This window comes from Synechococcus sp. H55.11 (assembly GCF_047462475.1).
Classification (GTDB): Bacteria; Cyanobacteriota; Cyanobacteriia; order Thermostichales; family Thermostichaceae; genus Thermostichus.
Map to the genome: position 1 here is coordinate 11,814 of NZ_JANSJI010000263.1, position 4,318 is coordinate 16,131.

Sequence of the window (4,318 nt, forward strand, 5' to 3'; positions counted from 1 at the left end):
TGCTCATGGTCATGCTCGTGCCCATGCTCAGTGTCGTGAGCCTCCTCCTGGGGCAGAGAGCTGGACTGAAACAGATCTGTATCCAGGATCAGCTCCAGGGGTACTGCGCTGTTGACCGTGCGCAAAATGCGGGCATCTTCCTTGATCTCGCGGATGCGTTTTTCCAGGCGCTCGATTTCCGTCGGCTCGACCAAGTCCGTTTTGTTGAGGAGAATCACATCCCCATAGGCAATTTGGCTGTAGGCCACGTCGCTGTTGAACAGGTCGGGGGCGAAGTTGGTGGCGTCTACCAAGGTGATGATCGAGTCCAGCCGCGTCAGATCCCGCAACTCTGGCCCCAAAAAGGTGAGGGCAACCGGCAAGGGATCCGCCAATCCTGTGGTCTCCACCACCAGGTAGTCGATTTTGGCGGAGCGTTCCATCAGGCGCAGCACGCTCTCGGCGATGTCATCCCGGATGGTGCAGCAGATGCAGCCGTTGTTCAGCTCCACCAGGTCTTCTTCGCTGGAGACGATCAGCTCGCCGTCGATGCCGATCTCGCCGAATTCGTTGACCAGCACCGCCGTGCGCATCCCTTTTTGGTTGCTGAGAATGTGGTTGAGCAGGGTGGTTTTCCCACTGCCCAAAAAACCCGTGATGATGGTGACAGGTAAGCCTCGCTTGGGCACTTCGATGGTTGCGGTCATAGAGGGGCAGCGATCTAGATAAAGGGAACTCTTCCACTCTATCCTCATTGCCCTCGTCCCGTGAGACCGGGTGCCCCCCTCAGCTTGGCTTGTCGAGATGGCTATCTGTCCTGGGCGATTTCCACTCGGTTGCCCGGCTCCAGGCTGACGCGGAACTGTCGCGCGCCTGTCGGCAAGGGATCCGGCGGCAACTCCGGCAGGTCGGCAAAAGGAGTTGCGGCGCGGCGCTGCCGGGCCAGCTCATTCTCCGGCTCGGCAGCCAACAGGGATCCCGTCCCATCCACGGTTATCCAATAGACCAGGCTCTCCTGCAAATCAGGGGGAGACTGCCATTGCTCTGCCAGAGTGTCTCGCAGACGGAGAAGGGGAGCCGGCCCTGTTGAGTCAAGTTCTGGGGCAGTTGTGGCCAAAGGCTGCGGTTGACCCGACACCGCAGGGGTGGTGAGCTGCTCCTGCACCGAGTTGGCAGCCGTAGGATCCCTGGGTGGGCGGCTGGCCCAGATCCCGACACCGGCCACGAGAGCGATCCCTCCCACCAGCAGGGCGGCGATCCCGGTGGGCTGTCGATACCAAGCCCGCCTCACCGGAGTTCCCAGACTGGCCAGTTGGGGAATGTCATCGGCCACTTGGGAAAGGTTCTCCAGCAGGTCGTACAACTGGGTCATCGACAGATCCACCTGGGCGATGCGATCCTCCCCTTGGCGCACCGTGAGGCGATGAAAAATAAAATCCAGCGGACGGATGGCCACAGTACCGCTGAAGGTTCCCTTGGGTTCTCCGCTCAGATGGGATCCGACGTAGCGGTCGATCACCGTGATCAAATCGTTGAGCCAAACACTGTCCCCCTGCAGAGTTTTGCTGGTCTCCCCCTGGCGAATTTCCAACTGACACTCGAAGTTCTGCTGGATGGCTCGCAGGAGCGGCGTTGAGGAACCCCCCGCAGCTTCGGGCAGGCTGGGCGCTTCTCCCCGCACCGTGAGGGTCGAGGTGGGCTGTTGATAGGTATGGCTGAGAAGGGTGAGACTGGGCATGGCAACCGAAACAACACAGACTAAGGATCCCAGGAGAAGGAGTCTATTTCAGGAAGAGGGCAAAGCATCCGATCCGGAGCTATGGGCTACCTCCCCTTCTTCTAGGTCACTGCCGGCGGGCAACTCCATCTCAGGACGGCTGAGCAAGGCTTTCCACAGGCGCTGTGCCCCTCTGGGGCTGCTGTAGAACATCAGCTCGATCAAGATGCGCAGGGCCAGCTCGGCAAGGCTGTTCTCGTCGCGCACATCCCCATCCACCATGCGGCTGCGATAGTGAGAGAGAAATTCATCTAGGTAGTCTCCCACCAGCGGCTGACGGAAAGGGCTGAGCTCCTGCTCGACAGCAGCTTCCAGTTGTTCCAAGGTGCTGCGGATACGGGCCTGTTGCTGAGCAGCCAGATGGGCAATCACCATCACCAGGGCGCGGGCCTCTTCGATATCGACTCTCTTGCGCCCACCGCTGCTGCGGCGCAGAGGGTTAGCGTTGCGCAGGCGCCAGAGGGCTACCCGATCGCCAATCTGATCTTCCAAGTCTAGAGCTTTGGCTGCAGCCAGAACCGCCTCAGAACTTTCTCCGCTCAGGGATTCCAGCCCCAGTAGCAACAAATCCAACTGGGCTTTGATGGTACCGGTAGCTGTGGTAAGGCCGGCGGGCTGAGGGTCTAGCTGAGTCTGTTTAGATTCCACCGTCACGCTGTCAAGGGGAGCTTTTGGTTTCAACGAAACTCTATGATCTCCTGTTCGAGCCAAACCTGCAACCGGATCCCTCCTGTGCTTGAGGGAGCAAGACCTTCTGACCCTTGCTCTGGCCGAAGGCTTGGATAAGGACATCTGGCAGGCGCTGGCCATTGTCCTGCTCATTCTCGCTTCTGAAGAGTTCCCCAACCAGGTTAGAAGTCAGACTGAGTTGTTCTGGGTCAGTTGTTATTTTTGCAACGAACCCATCTTTCCAGCCTGTTGGCCCTCAAGAAAAGGAGAGTGGCAAGACGGCGCTGTTGACCCAGAATGGTGGTGTATGATTGGAGTCTGTAGCGGCTGAGAAGAGAGAGGGATCCGCATTTTGCGGCTTGATTGCCTGGCTGTCTCTGGGCTGCCCTTTCTGACCGCCTCAGCGCCGGGCGTACCCACAGATGAGCATGAGCGCTCCTGCTGCCCAACCCAACCCTGTCCACTGGGTCTTGATCTTCACCGATCAGATGGGTCGGCGCGGCGTTGTCTTGGACAAGATTTACTACTCGGTGGGCCGGGCAGCCAGCAACCACATCCGCCTCTGCGACCCTTGTGTTTCGCGAGAACACGCCCTGATTATCCGCATTCCGGAAGAGAACCGGGCCGGATACGGCTACATGATCTTCGACGGCAGCTCGGCATCCCGCCGCAGCACCAATGGTTTGTTTGTCAATGGGAAACGGGTTTTGTCCCATCGCCTTGAGCTTTTGGATAAGATAGGCTTCGGCCCGAATGTGACGGCAATTGTGGAGAGCACCGACCGCCTCAGCCCGGAGACGCTAGCGGCTCTCTTGAGGCCGCCGACCCTCGGCGACAATGTAGCCCTGGCCGGATCCCAGAGAGCAACCTCGAAAGAGACGCCCAGAGAGAACGACGACTTCACCGCCGCTTGATGGGGTGAATGATTCTCAACCCAGCCCCCTGCCGAGTTTTGGGTTCCTGTGCCTCCCATGCCCCCTGCCCTGAGCGGCTACTGGCAAAATGGCTTCGACCTGGCAGCCCATCTGGGATCCTTCCTGGGCCTTGAGGCTGGTGAGCTGCGGGAGAAGCTGCGGCTGGGGCAGCAACAGTTGGCAGAGCTGGGCCGGCGCGACTTCGGCTGGGATCAGGCAGACGCCTTTTACCGGGATCGGGTGGGATCCGCCTATTTGCTGGACTTGGCCGCTTGGCACCTGAGCAGCACCGACTACATCGGCAATACCCTGCGCCTGGTGGCCGACCATGCCCGCGGTCTGGTGCTGGATTTTGGCGGTGGCATTGGCACCCACGCCATTGGGGCGGCTCTCTGCCCGGCGGTGGAGCAGGTGATTTTCTGGGATATCAACCCCATCCATCGGCAGTTTGTGCAACTGCGGGCGGAAAAGTTGGGCCTAGGCGAACGGATCCACTGCCCGGAAACCTTCCCGCAAGGGATCCCCTTTGACACCGTCATCTGCTTCGATGTACTAGAGCATTTGCCGGATCCGGCAGCGCAGTTGCGTCAGTTTTACGCCTGGCTTAAGCCGGAAGGCAAATTGTTGATCAACTGGTACTTTTTCAAGGGGTTTAATGGTGAATTTCCTTTTCACCTGGACGATCCGCAAAAAGTCGAGCAATTCTTTCAGGTGTTGCAAAGCCATTTCTTAGAAGTGTTTCATCCCTATCTCATCACCGCCCGCTGCTACCGTAAGTGGAACAAAAGCTGAGGGGAGCGGCAACTGGGATCGCAAATCCAATCGCCCAAGCAGGACGGAGTCTCTGCAGTATGGTCATTCCAAATAGCAATGAAATGCTTCGTTACTGTCGTGATTGCTACGAACGCTGCCGCGAACGCGCCCCTCTAACTCCCCTCTCCCTCAGGGAGAGGGGCTGGGGGTGAGGGCCATCCCTCAG

The 4,318-nt window shown here is 59.0% G+C and carries 5 protein-coding genes; 2 read left to right on the plus strand and 3 right to left on the minus strand.

Going from position 1 to position 4,318, the window contains the following annotated elements; all coding sequences use genetic code 11:
• The 3 genes from NW853_RS10750 to NW853_RS10760 form a co-directional block, all read right to left on the minus strand.
• Positions 1 to 686, minus strand: a 686-nt coding sequence (locus NW853_RS10750) for a CobW family GTP-binding protein (protein WP_414334203.1), incomplete at its 3' end; no start/stop codon positions are given.
• A gap of 101 nt (positions 687 to 787) precedes the next feature.
• Complete coding sequence (locus tag NW853_RS10755; RefSeq protein WP_414334201.1) at positions 788 to 1,717, minus strand: DUF4335 domain-containing protein; 930 nt, start codon at positions 1,715 to 1,717, stop codon at positions 788 to 790.
• Positions 1,718 to 1,765: 48 nt separating this feature from the next.
• On the minus strand, positions 1,766 to 2,437 hold the full coding sequence (locus NW853_RS10760; protein ID WP_414334199.1) for a DUF3038 domain-containing protein: 672 nt from the start codon (positions 2,435 to 2,437) through the stop codon (positions 1,766 to 1,768).
• 410 nt (positions 2,438 to 2,847) lie between these two features.
• On the opposite strand from NW853_RS10760, the gene NW853_RS10765 reads away from it, so the two are divergent.
• Both NW853_RS10765 and NW853_RS10770 read left to right on the plus strand, forming a co-directional pair.
• Positions 2,848 to 3,339 carry an FHA domain-containing protein gene (locus NW853_RS10765; protein WP_414334197.1) on the plus strand — a complete coding sequence of 164 codons (492 nt, stop codon included), beginning with the start codon at positions 2,848 to 2,850 and terminating at the stop codon, positions 3,337 to 3,339.
• A gap of 48 nt (positions 3,340 to 3,387) precedes the next feature.
• Positions 3,388 to 4,131, plus strand: a complete 744-nt coding sequence (locus NW853_RS10770; RefSeq protein ID WP_414334195.1) for a class I SAM-dependent methyltransferase — start codon at positions 3,388 to 3,390, stop codon at positions 4,129 to 4,131.
• Positions 4,132 to 4,318: the final 187 nt, after the last annotated feature.